The organism is Edaphobacter sp. 12200R-103, from assembly GCF_010093025.1.
GTDB lineage: Bacteria > Acidobacteriota > Terriglobia > Terriglobales > Acidobacteriaceae > Edaphobacter.
In genome coordinates, this window is record NZ_CP048114.1 from 3,865,933 (window position 1) to 3,881,374 (window position 15,442).

A 15,442-nucleotide genomic window follows, 5' to 3' on the forward strand; every position below is an offset into this window, starting at 1 on the left:
GAAGTTCGAAAGATCAATTGGCGACACCGACAGATCCGGCATCAGTCTGCGGAAGCCTGTCTTTCTGAAATACGAAGAGGCGCGGATTTTGGTTCCAGATAATAGACAAATAGACAAACGTTTGTCTAAACTTGTCCGACCGTGCTTCTCCAAAATAGCTGTCGTGCCGCCTTCGGGGGCCGTCACCGCTGCTGGCCTTGTGGTACGAAATCTCGCGAATCCTGGAGTATTGTTCAAGATGGCCTCGCTCTCTCTCGGTTCCCAATCGCGCCGGTTTTTATTCGCGGGTGTCTTGTGTTGTCTTTTGTTTGCTGCGGACCACGTAACAGCGGCTGCTGATAAAGTTACGCATACTCGCCAGGGCTCAACCACCGATGCGGACCACTTCGTCGATGCCCTGCTGGCCAGGATGACTCTCCAGGAAAAGATCGGGCAGATGTCGCAGATTGCTCTGAATTCTCCTGAGGGACCCAAGCGAGATGAACTGATCCTCCACGGAGAGGTTGGCTCCATGCTCTTTGTTCGCGATCCCCAGGAGATCAATCGCCTGCAGCATCTTGCGGTCGAGAAGAGCCGCCTTCACATCCCCATCCTCTTCGGATTTGACGTGGTGCATGGGTATCGCACCGTCTATCCCGTGCCGCTGGCTCTCGCGGCCTCGTGGGATCCTGCCACGGTCGAGAAGGCCCAAAGGATGGCTGCGCGCGAGGCAAGCTCCGTCGGAATCCGCTGGACCTTTGCCCCCATGGTCGATATTGCGCGCGATCCCCGGTGGGGGCGAATGATGGAAGGGGCAGGTGAAGATCCTTATCTCGGCTCCCGCATGGCCGAGGCTCAGGTGCGCGGCTTTCAGGGAGACGATCTCAGCGCCCCGGACAGCATCATGGCCTGCGTCAAGCACTTTGCCGGTTACGGCGCGGCAGTCGGCGGTCGCGATTATGACTCCTCCGACATCTCTGACGAGCAGATGCAGAATATCTATCTGCCGCCATTCCATGCGACTGTCCATGCGGGAGCGGCTTCCGTTATGAGCGCCTACATGGACCTCAACGGCGTTCCGGCCACAGGGAATCGATGGCTCCTGCACGATGTCTTGCGGAAAGACTGGGGATTCCATGGCCTTGTCGTCAGCGACTGGGACTCTGTTCCCAGCCTCGTTACGCACGGTTTCGCCGCAACTCCTGAGGATGCGGCTGTTCGCGCCGTCAATGCGGGGGTTGATATGGAGATGACCTCGACATCCTTTCGCACCTACCTGGCCGATGCTGTGAAGAAGAAGCTGGTCACCGAAAGTACCATCGACGATGCTGTGCGATCGATTCTGCTCGCGAAATACAAGTTAGGGTTGTTCAAGAACCCGTACGTCTCCCTGGAGCGCTCGCAGAAGGAACTTGTCTCTCCGGAGCAGCGCAGTGTTTCCCGCGCTATCGCTGCGAAAACAGCAGTGCTGCTTCGGAACGAGAACCATCTTCTTCCGCTCAAGAAAGATCTGCGCACGATTGCGCTGATCGGGCCGCTCATCGAATCGCAACCCGACGTAATGGGCTCCTGGAGCCTGGGGGCTCACCCGCAGGACACGGTGACAGTCGTGGAAGGACTCAAGCGTTCGCTTGCGTCCACTGGAACAAAGCTGCTCGCGACAAAAGGCGTTGAGATCGAACGCGGTCAACCTTCCATCTTCGACGATCAGTTTCCCAGCCCCAAGCCAACTCTGACGACCGATGCGCAGAAGCAGGCAGAGTTCAACCACGCTATCGATCTCGTCAGGCAGGCGGATGTCGCGGTGCTGGTCCTTGGCGAGGCCCAGACGATGAGTGGAGAGCGTGCTTCACGATCCACGCTTACGCTGCCTGGAAAGCAGGAGCAGTTACTGGAAGCCGCCGTAGCGACCGGCAAGCCGCTTGTACTGGTCCTGGTGAACGGCCGTCCGCTCAACATCACCTGGGCCTCTCAGCACGTGCCGGCGATTCTCGATGTGTGGTATCCGGGAACGGAAGCTGGGGACGCTATTGCGGACCTGCTCTTCGGCGATGCCGTGCCGGGCGGTAAGCTGCCTGTCACCTGGCCGCGCAGTGTGGGCCAGGTGCCCATCTACTATGCGCGAAATCTTACGCAGATTCCCAACGATCCTGACACCCGCTACTGGGACGGCTCCAGCGCCCCGCTCTATCCTTTCGGTTATGGACTCAGCTATACGACCTTCTCCCTGTCGGATTTGAGGACGAGCGCGAAGGCAGTTCAGGCGGGAGAATCGGTGGATGTTTCGATCGATGTACGGAACACCGGAAGCGTTATCGCCGACGAGGTGGTGCAGCTTTATACGCATCAGCGTGCAGGTTCTGCCTCGCGACCGGTCCGGGAGCTGAAGGGGTTTCGCCGGATTACCCTGAAGCCGAGCGAGCGCCAGACGGTTACCCTTAAGCTCGACACGCATGATCTTGGATTTTGGAGCACGCAGACCCGCAGCCGGTCGATTGAGCCTGGAGTGTTCGATCTCTGGGTGGGAACCGACTCAAACGCAACTGAGCACACAACCCTGGAAGTTACGCCGCAACGTTAGTGGAACCGTTCGCTACGAGGGATCGCAACCATGTTTGTTCGCCAGCTTCTTGCTATCGTCATGCTTTCGCTCGCTTCGCTGACAGCGAGCGCGCAGTTTGCACACACTCAAGGAAAACAGATCGTCGACGGCAGCGGAAAGCCTCTCCTGCTGCGAGGAACGAGTCTGGGCAACTGGATGGTTCCCGAGGGATACATGTGGCTTTTCGATGGAGGACCACAGTCGGCCCGCGAGATCGAGGACCTCGTTCTGGAGCTTCTCGGACCGGAAAAGTCGCAACAGTTCTGGCAGGAGTATCGCGAGAGCTATGTAACGCGCGCCGACATTCACCTGCTCCATCAGGCCGGCTTCAACTCGATTCGAATTCCGATGCATTACAAGTTTTTTGAGACAGAAGATGCTGAAGGCTTTCGTCTCGTGGATCGAGTCGTCAGTTGGGCGCACGAGGAAGGGCTTTACGTCATCCTCGACATGCATGCAGCTCCCGGAGGGCAGACCGGCACCAATATTGATGACAGCCACGGCTATCCCTGGTTATTCGACAGCCCCATGGAGCAGGCTCATCTGGTAACTGTATGGGAGCGGATCGCGCGCCATTACCAGAACAACCCAACAGTGCTTGGCTACGACCTGCTCAACGAGCCTATTCCGCACTATCCATCGTTACGCCCGTTGAATGCGAAACTCGAACCTCTCTATAAGAAGCTGGCAATTGCCATTCGTGGGATCGACAAGCACCACATCTTCTTCCTCGGAGGCGCGCAGTGGGATACCAATTTCTCGGTCTTCGGTGCGCCGTTTGACAGCAATACAGCCTACAGCCTGCATAAATATTGGATGCCGGTAGAACAGTCCGCCGTACAGAGCTATGTTGATTTTCGCAACCGGTACAACGTTCCGCTGTGGCTCGGTGAATCCGGCGAAAACACCGATGAGTGGATCTCGCAGTTCCGTCAGCTGCTTGAAAAGAACGATATCGGCTGGGCGTTCTGGCCGTACAAGAAGCTTGAAAAGAACTCGGCGGTTGTCACCGTTACGCCACCCGAGGGATGGGACAAGATCGTAGCCTTTGCAAAGCTCCCCAGAGGCATGGCCAATGTGGAAGCTCGTCTGAAGGTCCGCCCGGATCAGGAGACGATCAATCGCGCCTTTGACGGCCTGCTCCAGAACATAAAGTTAGAACATTGCCACATCAACCAGGGGTATCTCTCCGCCCTTGGCCTCAAACAGGTTTCTGCGGACAACAGATAAAAATTTCGGCTCGAAGCGGTCGATAAAACTTGGAGGACTTGAATGACACGAAGAGATCTCTCGATCTGGTGCGCTGCGCTGGTTATGGCTTTTGCACCGGTATCCCTCAGCGCCCAGCAGGCCTCCCTCTGGCTGACCACGCCGGACCGCTCCGCGCTGCTGCAGAAGCAGCCGGGCAGTCTCTCGTTTTCTGAAAGCGCCGCCCAGGGGCAGTTGATCGATGTCGATGACAGGCAGAGGTACCAGACGATCGATGGTTTTGGCTTTGCGCTCACAGGCGGCAGCGCCCAGTTGATCGCCCACATGGATGCGGAGTCCCGCGTGGCCTTGCTGAAGGAATTGTTTTCGACCGAAGGAAATGGTATCGGTGTCAGTTATCTGCGGGTCAGTGTAGGTTCGTCTGACATGAACGACCATGTCTACTCCTACGATGATCTTCCCACGGGGCAGACCGATGTGAAGATGGAGGAGTTCAGTCTCGATCCGGACCGTGCAGACGTCATTCCAGTCCTCAAACAGATTCTGACCATCAATCCGAAGATCAAGATTCTCGCGTCGCCATGGTCTGCTCCGCTCTGGATGAAGACGACTGGCGTGGCGCGCGGTGGGGTGCTGAAGCCGGAGTACTTTGATGCCTATGCGCTCTACTGGGTCAAGTACGTCCAGGGCATGAAGGCCGAAGGCATCAACATTGATGCCATGACCATACAGAACGAGCCGCTGAACGAGAAGAACACGCCCAGCATGCTGATGCTTGAATCGGAGCAGGCGGACTTTATCGCAAGCCATCTGGGACCGGCCTTCAAGAAGGCAGGTATCAAGACCAAGGTCGTTCTCTACGACCACAACCTCGACCACCCGGCCTACCCTCTCGCCATCCTGAAAGATAAGAAGGCAAATAAGTATGTGGATGGCACGGGATTCCATCTCTATGGCGGAACGGTTGAGGCGTTTGACCAGGTTCACAATGCTTTCCCGAAGAAGAATCTCTACTTTACAGAGCAGTCGGTAACAGAGCGTCCCGGCACAGCCGAGATGCGTATCGCACAGCCTGTTGCCCAGATCGTGATTGGGGCGACGCGGCACTGGAGCAGGAACGTTCTGCTATGGAACCTTGCGGCTGACCCGCAGGCAGGCCCGCACACCAATAACGGCGGTTGCTCCGGCTGCTATGGCGCTCTGACGATCGACGGCAACAAGGTAACTCGGCTTGTGGCGTACTACACCATCGCGCAGGCATCGAAGTTTGTACCAGACGGTTCGGTGCGGATCAACTCGCAGCCCTCAGATGCTCTTCCGAATGTGGCGTTCGAGACTCCGGATGGTAAAACGGTGCTTCTGGTGGCAAACACCGCAACTGCACAGGCTGAGTTTGGTGTGAAGTTTCATGGAAAGATCTTCAAAACGTCCCTGCCTGCCGGATCGGTGGGGACCTATGTCTGGTAAGAACCTTTGAGGGAGAGGCCGAGAGGATGAGCAGAAGATTCTGGTTGAGCATTGCGAGTGCTGCAGTTGTGATGGCGTCCACGGTTTCGTGGGCTTCGGAGTCGTTCTATCGACTGCGGTTGGACGATAAGAAAGCTGTCTCCCTCACGCGCAACCAGGACGGTCTGCACGGAGATGGCATCGGCGATGATACAGACGCGATTCAGCAGGCCATCGACAAGGTACAGGAGACGACCGGACAGGGCATCGTCTTTTTGCCGGAGGGCCGCTACAGGATCTCGAAGACGATCTTTCTCTGGCCGGGGGTGCGGCTGATCGGATGGGGCGCGCATCGGCCCGCTCTTGTGCTCGGGAAGAATACGCCGGGCTATCAGGACGGCATGGGTTACATGCTGATGTTCACGGGCAACCGTCCGCACACGAATGCAGCGCCGATCCGGCAGGGAAGACCGCAGCCGCCGATCCCAGGTGTCGTGCCGTTGAATCCTTCTATCGCGGATGCGAATCCGGGAACGTTCTACTCCGCAGTCAGCAATATTGACTTTGATATCGAGGACGGGAATCCTGCAGCGGTAGGCGTGCGGTTTCACGCCGCGCAGCACTGCTATCTCACGCACATCGACTTCCACATCGGGTCGGGTCTGGCCGGAATTCACGACGCCGGAAACGAGTCTGAGGACCTTCACTTCTACGGTGGTCAATATGGCATCATGACGCGCAAGCCCTCGCCGGGATGGCAGTTTACGCTGCTCGATTCGACCTTCGAAGGTCAGAGCAAGGCTGCCATCAAGGAGCATGAAGCAGGTTTGACGCTCATCCGTGCGCATATCAGCAAGACCCCGACTGCTATCTCCATCGATCCGACATACGCGGAGGAGCTTTGGGTGAAGGATTCGCAGTTTGAAGATCTCACCGGTCCGGCCGTGATCGTCAGCAACGATCGTGGACTGCGCACCGAGATCAATCTAGAAGACGTCGTCTGCCGCCACGTTCCCACTCTCGCGATGTTCCGCGAGAGTGGGAATACGCTGCCGGGTCGGGGAGAGATGTACCGCGTCAACGCTATGACACACGGCCTCACTTTTGTCTCTCCTTCTGCGCAGGGCGAGGTGAAGACTCACTACGATGCCAGCTCGCTCAGTTCGATGCCCGCACCTGTGGCATCCGATATTGCGAAGCTTCCGCCGCAGGAGAGCTGGGTCAACCTGCAGACGCTGGGCGCGAAGGGCGACGGAACGACTGATGATACTGCGGCGATCCGCCAAGCGATTGCGTCGCATCGTGCGATCTATATTCCGTCAGGCCGTTACATCGTCACCGACACCATCACGCTTCGCCCCGATACGGTGCTGATCGGGTTGAATCCGTCGACGACGCAGTTTGATATTCCGGATTCAACCCCGGCGTTCCAGGGGCCCGGTTCCCCCAAGCCGCTTCTGGAAACTCCCAAGGGCGGAACGAACATCGTGACCGGCATCGGGCTTTACACCAACGGAATCAACAGCCGCGCCGTAGCGGCGAAGTGGATGGCGGGCAAGGATTCTTTGATGGACGATGTCCGTTTTCTGGGAGGACACGGCACCTTTGTGCCCGACATGTCGCCTATCTATAACAACACTCATACAGCCGATACGGACATTCATCGCCGCTGGGATAGCCAGTATCCGAGCCTGTGGGTGACGGACGGCGGCGGCGGAACCTTCGCTAATATTTGGACGCCAAGCACATTTGCCCAGGCGGGCATGATGATTTCGAACACGACGACTGAAGGTCGTGTCTATGAGCTTTCGAGCGAGCACCATGTTCGCAACGAGGTCAAGATCGATCACGCCTCCAACTGGAAGATCTACGCGCTGCAGACGGAAGAGGAGCGGGGAGAAGGGCCGTTCTGCCTGCCGTTGTCGATTGAGAACTCCAGCAACATCACGGTTGCGAACTATCACAGCTATCGGGTTGTGAGCAGCTATCAACCCTTCCTGAATGCGATCCACGTGGCGAACTCGCACAATATTCGCCTGCGCAACATTCACGTCTATGGTGACAACAAGGTCTCCTTCGACAACTCCGTGGTAGTCGAGGACGGAGAGCCGGAGCTTGTCCGCAACCGTGAGTTCGCCTGGATGACGATCGATACTTCAAAGGCCGATCACGAGGCGGCTGCGGCGAAGTCTTCGTCCGTACTGGCGCAGGGTGCAGAGGTGAAGCGGCTCACGGGAGGCTTCTACAACATCTCCGGCGCCGCGGTCGATCCTGCGGGACAGCTTTATTTTGTCGACGCGCACTGGCAGCGCATCTATCGCTGGCTGCCGGAACAGAACCGCGCAGAGATTGTTCGGGACAGCCCGCTCGACCCGGTGCAACTTGCCTTCGACAAGGCTGGTGATCTGATGGTGGTCTCTTATGACGGCGACGGGACGGTGTACAGCTTCCGGCCCGATGCACTGGACCAGGAGGTCACGCTACTGAAACCCGAGAAGGCCACAGCACGAGAAGGCGCGACGTCTGTACTGCCTTTGAATTACTGGAGGAATGAGAACGATTTTGTAACGGCTATTTCAGCTGCAAAACCGTACCAGTATGTCTCGCCGGATGGCTCGACTTTTATTCCTGCGGGAGCGGATTTTGCTAAAGGTGCGCTCTACTACGGCATCAAGATGGCTGACGTGCTGCGTGCTTTTGGGCTGGGAAGAGCCGAGCCGGGCAAACTCTTTTACGTCAGCGACGAAAGTTATCAGAAGACGTACGCAGCCGAGGTCGGTCCGGATGGCACGCTGAAGAACCTTAAGCTGTTTGCGGAAGCTGGCGGCGAGAGCGTCACACAGGATGCAAAAGGGAACGTCTACATCGCGGCAGGCCAGGTTTATGTCTACAACCCCGCAGGTGAGCTGATCGATATGATCAAGGTCCCGGAGCGCCCGATTGATCTCGTGTTTGGGGGCAAGGATGGGAAGACGTTATTCATCCTGGCTCGGACTTCGCTTTATAGCGTGCAGGTCAAGGAGTAGCCTCCTCAGCAGCGGAAGTGAGAGGCTCAGTTTTTGGGATGAGATTGTGTTCCTTCAAGCGCCAGGTCTGAGGCTGTGGTCATGGGAGGCGGTTCGAGCTTTGCTCGAATGAATCCCATCTTTGCGACGATGAGATCGTCGCGAAGATGGGGCACCCGGTTTGTGGCGATGCGCAGGTGTGTATTGGCGAGTGGGTCGAAACCGCAGATTCTTCGACTGCGCTCCGCTCAGGATGACACCCTGTTACTTTCTATAGCCACCGTCCGTGAAATGAAGTTAGTGAATGATGATGAGGACGAGGGCGTTGGGTTCCAAGCTTACGGCTAGCTGATTGTCTTTGAGGCGGGTCTGCTCCGGAGTTGGGAGCGCTGTGGCTTGATTGAGTTGCTCGACCTGTTTTGGAGTGGGGTAGTCGGGCTTACCGATCTTTGCGTACTCGGGGAGGACGTTTCCGTGTTCGTTGTCGACGCGCTGGATGGATACGGTGGCGTCTGCAGGGATGCCTTGCAGGGTGAGCGTTATGCTGCGGGTTTTGCCATTGCGCAGGGATTCGGGGGCGGGATCGACGAGGTTCCAGAGGGCGATCTTCAGTTGGCCGTTTGCTGATCTGGTGACGATGATGTCCTTCGCCGGATTGGCAATGCGGCGATCGCCGAGTTGATGGAGCAGGGCAAAGTCATAGTAGCTGGGTTTGTTGACGCCGAACTCGGCACGCAGGCCAAACTGCCCGATGAAGGGTCTCGGACCGGGGCCGCCCTCTTCGAAGACGTCGGAGAAGGTCCAGAAGGACATCATGTCGACCATGCCGTCGCACTGACGCACGGTGTTGGCGAGAGCAGGCCCGACGAAGGTGGTGTCGCGGGACTGGTTGTGGCCGGCGACGTTCCACTCGGTCCAGAAGAGCGGAAGGGTGGGTTTGCCGACGGCCTTCATCTGGTTGCGGACTTTTTCGACGGCGCGACAAACTTGCTGGTCCATGGGGAGATCTTTGGGCACGCCGGGATCATCGGGGAACATGTTTTCGACAGTGTCGTCAGCGTAGCCGTGGGTGGAGACGAAATCGACGGGGATCTGGTTTTCAGATGTGTGCTTGAGGAATGCCGGAACCCATTGCGCGGCGGCGGTTGCAGGGCCGCCAACGCGCAGGCGCGGGCTGACGGCCTTCAGGTCGCGGGCGGTGTGGTCGTAGAGCTCGAAGTAGCTTCGCTGGCGGGGAATGCCGCCCCAGAAGTCGATGTTGGGCTCGTTCCAGACCTCGAAGTACCACTGCGAGACCTCGTCGATGCCGTAGCGGTTAACGAGGTTTTTGGCGAAGGCGGTGATCAGGCCGTCCCACTTCTCCATGGACTTGGGCGGAGAGACGTTCTGCTTGTACCAGAAGGGGTGAAGGGCGTCGGGGTTGAAGGCGAGCTTCTTCGGCATGAAGCTGATCTCGACGACGGGGCGGACGCCGTTGGCGAGCAGGTTGTCGTAGATCTGGTCGACGTAGGCGAAGTTGTAGACGGGGTTGCCGCGCTCGTCCTCGTTGTAGACGCCGAGTTCGTCGTGGAGGATGGCGTGGAAGCGGACGTAACGGAAGCCGGTGACCTGCTTCACGGCCTTGAGATCGTTGAGGTAGTTCTGGCGGAGGACGAGAGCAGCGCGGCCGGAGCCGAACATCTCTTCCCAGAAGTGAGGAAAGGGCGTGGTGGGGGCGTTGGCGTTGATCTGGATGGTTTGCTGGGCGAAGAGGGGAAGGCAGAGAAACAATAGAAGAACTTTTAAAGCACAAAGCTGGGTAAGGTTCATTCGACCAATACTTTCTCTGAAGAAAAGGCGCCCATGAAGGCGCCTTTTTTAGAAAGACCTGACTATATAGGGCTAATTCCGCCACCGAAATCTCCTGCAACGTTTTGTCGAACTTCGGAGTTTTGGTAAATGAAACCGCCTCCTTCATCGTAAATAGCGAAGAGAGTGTATTCCCCAGGACTGATAGAGAGATTTAGATGACAACTCGCCGAACCATCGTTGCCTAGAATGCTGCTGCAAGAACCGAAGCAAGATGATGGAGGTTGTCCTCCAAGAGTGTAAGTACAAAGTTCTACTGTTACACTTCCAACCGAAACACCCGTAAGGTTGTCAGTCTGGTAAACAGTTGTGCTAATCTCCGGAAACGGTCCTCCTGGAATGCTATTGAAAATGATTGTTGTAGGAATCTGTTGAGCGCGGATTGGATTATTCATAAATAGCCACATAAACGTAAAAAGGATAAGCGTTAGTCTATTCATTGTCGGTGCCCTTTCAATAATCAGAAGCTGAGCCGGGCCTGGAATTCAATGGTTCGTGAAGCAAGGGCCGTTTTGGCTTGGCCGAAGTTGGTGCTAGTGATCGTCGTATTGTCATCTCCGGTATTGAACGGAGTTATGTTGGTCTGATTGAAAACATTAAAGAACATGGCGCGAACTGTCAGACCAGCGTTCTCGCCGAAGATGGTGTTGTGAGGAATGCCGAAGGTTTTCTGGGCATCCATATCGGTGTCGAAGTAGTTTGGACCGCGAACACTGTTGCGTCCGACACCGGGAGGCGGAGGGGTTCCGAGCGCGGGGTAGGTGGGGACGGTGTAGTAGGCGAGCCCTCCGTTTGGGAACTGGCCTGCATTCTTGAAGGTGTCGTTGCTGGTGTCGCCAGTTCCTCTTGCAATCTGGGTGCCGGGACGAAGTGTGCAGTAGTTGCTGCCGACGTAGACGACGTTGCATCCGGTGTTGGAGTAGACGGGAGTCCAGGGAAAACCTGTGTGATACTGGACGATCCCACTGATTTGGAGACCTCCAAAAATGCCCTCAAGCAGACGATTATTGGGAAAGAACTTCGGGGCGTAAGTGCCGAAGAGCTTGGCGTTGTGGGTGATGTCGTAGTCCGCCGGCCCATAGGCAAAGCGGTTGTCGTAGGGATACTGATCGATGTAGTAGTCCTGGGACGCTGTATCCATAATCTTGCCCCAGCGATATTGTCCGGTGATCGAAAAATTATGCGACATATCGTGTCGGATCTCAGCGAGAAACGCATGTGAACTGGCGGTCGCGTCATTGGAGTAATAGCTGAGCGAGCTGATGGATGGATTCAGATTTGGGTAGTAGATCCAGTTAAGATTGTTTTGCCGGGTATAGTGGCGCGAGATACTTCCTTGATAGCCGGCGCTAAGAACCCAACGAGGGGCCACTGCGTACTCTACTCCCAGCGACATCTTGTAAGTCATCGGTGTTGGCAGATCCTGCTGGATACCGGTGATCTGGAGAGGTGCGCCTCCAATTGGCAGTCCGTTGGAGCCGAAGGTTGCAATGGCAGCAGGATTCGATGGGTAGCCATTGATATCTGTCGGGCTGCCTGATGCGGAGTACTGGACTCCAGGGCAGTTGGTCAGCGTCGTATCGAGACACACAGCATTGACGTTCGTGACGAGCGGAGGATTCGAGCGTCCGTTCAGTGTGACGGCTTGCTGCATTCTGTTGTATGCGATACCAAAACCACCTCGAACAACGGCTAGATGATTGGAAGAAGGATTGATAGAGTATGCAAAGCCGACCTGCGGTCCCCAGTTATTTGGGCTGGTCTTATAGAGATCGCCACCGACCTTCATCGTGAGACCGGTAAGGGTCTGCGCCCCCATGCCGAGAACGGGATTGCTAATGTTTCCATTCTTTTCTGTAGTGGGAGCGAAGTATTCCCATCTCATTCCAAGATTCAGAGTGAGGTTTGCGTTTACACGCCAGTCGTCCTGAATGAAACCGGCATAGATGTAAGAACGGATGTATTTGGTGGCTGTGGTCGGCGCGCCGGTGATGGGGTTAAAGATTCCGTTCAACTGGCGAGGCTTATCGTTAGCGAGTTCCCAGAGATTGCGGAAGTTGTAGACGGGAATGGCCGCACCGCTCATGCTGTCATTGTCGAGTTCGCGATAGCCATCGAAGCCGAAGCGAATATTATGCGACCGCCAAGTTTTCGTCATGGTGTCGCGGAGGTTATAGGTCGTCTGGGCGAAGTTACCCGGACCGGGAGCACCGAGATATTGAAATTTGTTTGAGGTGATACCGCCGATGGTATCCAGTTTGGCCTGGGGAAGACCAAAGGGCTCCTGTGAGTTGGAGGCGATTTCGTTAAAGTACCAGCGCACCGCATTCAGCCGGAATTCGTTGAGCAGGGTAGGGTTGAAGATATGATTCCAGAGCGCTGCATGTGAGTATGCGAGACGGTCTGAATTCCATAGATTTGCGGTGCGATTGGGCCCGTTAAAAGAAGTTGTTGAGGTAGGGACCCAATAGATGGTGTAAGCAATCAGATCGCGAGGGTTAAGCTGCCAGTCCAGGCGGCCATTGAATTGCTGATATGTACTGTGCGTTGGATTGATGGTGTTTGCATAAAACAGATCAGGAACTCCATCAAAGCCGCCACCGATACCGGGAGCATTATTACTGACGAAAGAGGGGTCGGAGTTTCCAAGAGAGGTGGGGAGAGGTGATCCTACATCGAGAGCCGTTCCATCGTTATAGGGAACGTCGTGGCAGTATGGGGCGGGGATACTGGCAAAGGCACAGTTGGAGGAGTGGGCGACGGAGGCATAGTTGACGCTCTCGCCGGGGTAACCGGCAATTGCTGCGGAGACACCACCCTGCTTTCCCTGAGCGACGAGCTGGTCAAATTCCGGAGTCTCATACCACTGAGTGTCCTGAGTTTTCCCGCTGGCACGAAGTTCTTCATAGGAGAAGAAGAAGAAGACGTGGTTCTTCCAGATCGGACCTCCAACGCTGCCACCGAGCTGATTGAATTGATTGTTGTCGCGCTTGAGCTGGTTCTTGTCGCCCTCGGAGCCAGGACCGTTCCATCGCTGGTAGGCATTGAGGCCAGGACGATGAAATTTGAAGAATGCACTTCCATGGAAATCGTTGGTACCGTTTTTGGAGACGATGAGAACCTGTGCACCGCTGTTGCGGCCATTCGTTGCATCGTAGGGACTGGTCTGCGTCTGGATTTCTTTTACGGATTCCTGGTTGGGGGTAATGACAGCAGCTCCGCCCCATGCGAGTGAGTTGACCTGGCTGCCGTCGATCTGGAAGGAATTCCCAGAGACACGCACACCATTAGCCTGGGTCTGGACTCGATTTTCGACTGCAAAGATGCTGGCTCCAGCACCGCTGGCACCGCTGCCGCCAATGCCTCCATTGCCAGGAAGGGAATAGCTTCCTCCACCGCCCTGCTGAGATCCATCACCAAGTGCACCAGGAGTAAGGCGTAGGAGCTGGTAGGGATCGCGATTGGAGGAGGGCAGCGTTTGCAGCTGCTGGGCAGAGATGGTGCCGGAGATGGTGCCGGTGGCGGTGTTGATGGCCGGTGCGGTATCGGTGACAGTGATGGATTGCTGTCCGCCCGCAGCCTCAAGCGAGATGTTGAGGCCCTGCATGGTTTCGCCGGCGATGTTGACGTTGTCGACGGTCTTGGTGGCGAAGCCTTGTGCCTCAACGGTAATGGTGTAGGGGGCGGGTGCGAGTCGGTTAAAGGTGTAGTTTCCGGCGCCGTCCGTGGCGCCTTTCTGTGTCTGGTTCGTTTCCTTATCGACGATGGTGATTGCGGCATCGGGAACGACGGCTCCTGTGGGGTCGGTCACTGTGCCTTGAAGGCCAGCGCGATATTGCGCGTGAGCGAACCTTGCCGGAAGGCATAACAAGATGACGACGGACAGAAGAACGATGAAGAGATTTTTTGTGGAAGGGGAAAGATCCAGATGGGTTTTCATCACTGCTCCTGAAAAGGGAGCGGTCTTACGTGCGTGACCGATACTCCGGTTGTTCTGTTTATCGTGACCGGCGGAGGTGCAGAACACATGCAGACTCGCTCGGGCGCGCGGCTGTTTCGTGAGCCAGACGATGCTTCTGTGGTCTTAACCCGGGAGATCGTTCAGCGAGGGAGGATGCGGAAACGAACAGCCGCCAAATGACACAAATGAAAGAGCCTCCATGAGCGACGCGTGCATATACGGCGTACATCCTGGGTGCTTAACCACAACAGATGCAGAAAACGGCCATCGGGTCGATTCAGCAGAACAAATTTTTTTTGAGGTAACTCTAATCAGGCCAAGGAGAAACAGAAGACCGTGTGGCCTTACCGGCAGCAACGGAAGCCGATATTTGAGCTTGAGCTGTCCGGAGTGTTCGAGCTTCGCGCGGCGACGCGGTAGCGGTTGCAGTACGACTTGTGGCAGAGGAACGAGCCGCCCTTCATCACCTTGGCGGCACCCGCCGGGGGGCCGGTGGGATTGTCGCGTCTCGCGGTGCGATGGTATTCGTTGTCGAACCAGTCAGCGCACCACTCCCAGGTGTTGCCGGTCATCGAATAGAGGTCGAAGCCGTTGGGCGGGAAGGCATCGACCGGGCAGGTTCCGCGGTAGCCGTCGTCTCCGGTGTCCTCACGGGGAAACTCACCCTGCCATATGTTGCATCGATGTTCGCCGTCGGGACGCAGCTTGTCTCCCCAGGGGTAGAGCTTCTGAACCAGACCGCCACGGGCAGCGTACTCCCATTCCGCTTCGGTTGGCAGGCGCTGACCGCTCCACTTGCAGTATGCCTGGGCATCGTTCCACGAGATGTGAACGACGGGATAGTTACTTCGGCCATCGAAGTTGGAGCCTGGTCCCTCGGGGGCTTTCCAGCAAGCTCCGGGGACCTTGCACCACCATGGCGCGGCGGCGACGGTATCTTCGACGAGGGTAGAGAAGCGCGAGGGCGGAATGTGTGCCCAGAAGACGAAGGACCAGCCGAAGACCTCAGCTTCAGTCCTGTATCCGGTGGCATCGATGAACTGCTGGAAGAGATCGTTGGTGACCGGATAGCGATCCATCAGGAAGGGCGCCAGGGTAACTTCACGCACCGGGCCCTCTCCGTCGGCGGAAAAGGCATCCGTGTAGTCGGTTCCCATCAGGAAGCTGCCGCCGGCGAGAGGGACCATACGTCCGAGAATCTCCGCGGGCACCTGGGAGGCTACGGACGACTGCGCGACGATGTGCTCGCCTGTGCGCTCAGAGGCAGGAGTGCAGCACGGCTTTGCGGACTTGTTGCCCGGAAGGTTGGAGCAGGTCATCACTTCCCCTCTACAACTCTAAGTCTAGCGCGTTGAGGGAAGAGTCTCGAAGATGGGCTTTTAACCGCTGGGA

At 56.7% G+C, this 15,442-nt stretch carries 7 protein-coding genes; 4 read left to right on the top strand and 3 right to left on the bottom strand.

Annotated elements, in window-relative coordinates; genetic code table 11:
* Positions 1 to 238: 238 nt before the first annotated feature.
* The 4 genes from bglX to GWR55_RS16125 are packed head-to-tail and all read left to right on the top strand — an operon-like array spanning position 239 to position 8,262.
* Positions 239 to 2,560, top strand: coding sequence for a beta-glucosidase BglX (gene bglX, locus GWR55_RS16110; protein ID WP_162403173.1), 2,322 nt, complete (start codon positions 239 to 241; stop codon positions 2,558 to 2,560).
* A 30-nt stretch (positions 2,561 to 2,590) separates the two neighbouring features.
* Positions 2,591 to 3,811 (top strand): glycoside hydrolase family 5 protein, encoded by a 1,221-nt coding sequence (locus tag GWR55_RS16115; RefSeq protein ID WP_162403174.1) that lies wholly within the window; start codon positions 2,591 to 2,593, stop codon positions 3,809 to 3,811.
* A gap of 42 nt (positions 3,812 to 3,853) precedes the next feature.
* Positions 3,854 to 5,257 carry a glycoside hydrolase family 30 beta sandwich domain-containing protein gene (locus tag GWR55_RS16120; protein ID WP_162403175.1) on the top strand — a complete coding sequence of 468 codons (1,404 nt, stop codon included), beginning with the start codon at positions 3,854 to 3,856 and terminating at the stop codon, positions 5,255 to 5,257.
* A 26-nt stretch (positions 5,258 to 5,283) separates the two neighbouring features.
* Positions 5,284 to 8,262, top strand: a complete 2,979-nt coding sequence (locus GWR55_RS16125) for a glycosyl hydrolase family 28-related protein (protein ID WP_162403176.1) — start codon at positions 5,284 to 5,286, stop codon at positions 8,260 to 8,262.
* 276 nt (positions 8,263 to 8,538) lie between these two features.
* Here the strand turns inward: GWR55_RS16125 and GWR55_RS16130 are convergent, their stop codons facing one another.
* From GWR55_RS16130 to GWR55_RS16140, 3 genes are all read right to left on the bottom strand, one after another.
* A complete protein-coding gene (locus tag GWR55_RS16130; RefSeq protein WP_162403177.1) occupies positions 8,539 to 10,050 on the bottom strand; it encodes a glycosyl hydrolase family 39 in 1,512 nt (503 codons plus the stop codon).
* Between the two features lie 499 nt (positions 10,051 to 10,549).
* Positions 10,550 to 14,029 (bottom strand): TonB-dependent receptor, encoded by a 3,480-nt coding sequence (locus GWR55_RS16135; RefSeq protein ID WP_162403178.1) that lies wholly within the window; start codon positions 14,027 to 14,029, stop codon positions 10,550 to 10,552.
* Positions 14,030 to 14,394: 365 nt separating this feature from the next.
* On the bottom strand, positions 14,395 to 15,369 hold the full coding sequence (locus GWR55_RS16140) for a formylglycine-generating enzyme family protein (RefSeq protein WP_162403179.1): 975 nt from the start codon (positions 15,367 to 15,369) through the stop codon (positions 14,395 to 14,397).
* Between the last annotated feature and the right edge of the window lie 73 nt (positions 15,370 to 15,442).

Bases quoted from the DNA above. Each gene is read 5' to 3' on its own strand.
- GWR55_RS16135 (WP_162403178.1), bottom strand. From the start codon at position 14,029: ATGAAAACCCATCTGGATCTTTCCCCTTCCACAAAAAATCTCTTCATC.
- GWR55_RS16130 (WP_162403177.1), bottom strand. From the start codon at position 10,050: ATGAACCTTACCCAGCTTTGTGCTTTAAAAGTTCTTCTATTGTTTCTC.
- GWR55_RS16140 (WP_162403179.1), bottom strand. From the start codon at position 15,369: ATGACCTGCTCCAACCTTCCGGGCAACAAGTCCGCAAAGCCGTGCTGC.
- GWR55_RS16115 (WP_162403174.1), top strand. From the start codon at position 2,591: ATGTTTGTTCGCCAGCTTCTTGCTATCGTCATGCTTTCGCTCGCTTCG.
- GWR55_RS16125 (WP_162403176.1), top strand. From the start codon at position 5,284: ATGAGCAGAAGATTCTGGTTGAGCATTGCGAGTGCTGCAGTTGTGATG.
- GWR55_RS16120 (WP_162403175.1), top strand. From the start codon at position 3,854: ATGACACGAAGAGATCTCTCGATCTGGTGCGCTGCGCTGGTTATGGCT.
- bglX (WP_162403173.1), top strand. From the start codon at position 239: ATGGCCTCGCTCTCTCTCGGTTCCCAATCGCGCCGGTTTTTATTCGCG.